The organism is Bacillus solitudinis (assembly GCF_002797395.1).
GTDB classification, from domain to species: Bacteria; Bacillota; Bacilli; order Bacillales; family Bacillaceae_D; genus Halalkalibacter_A; species Halalkalibacter_A solitudinis.
On the sequence record NZ_KZ454943.1, the window covers coordinates 1,651,283 to 1,651,641 of the forward strand.

The following is a 359-nucleotide window of genomic DNA, read 5'->3' on the forward strand; positions in this document are numbered from 1 at the left end:
TGGTACTGTCATTCAAACAAAGTTACAGTTTCAAGCCATTCTCGATCAGGTTTTCCCTGAGTATAGAGGTGTGTTTGGAGATTTATACTCTATTGTATCTCTATTAACTCTAAGGACCTTTCCTTCGTCTGAGGATATATTAAATGCGGATGATGAAACCCTAACAAGCACCATTCATGAGTTCTGTAAGAGTCGTTCAAGGGTTTGGGCAAGTGAGAAAACAGAACAGCTCAGATCTGCAGCTATGCGTAATCCATTTGAGAAAACTGTTTATCAGAGTCATATTTTGAGTCTGGGGATGTTTATTAATATTCTTCTCCAATACAAAGAGCACCTATCAACGTTAGAGTCCGTAATAA

General features: G+C 38.2%; 1 pseudogene. It reads left to right on the plus strand.

The window, feature by feature from the left end:
- Positions 1 to 359 (plus strand): annotated as a pseudogene (locus tag CEF19_RS07900) (IS110 family transposase); the annotation flags it as partial.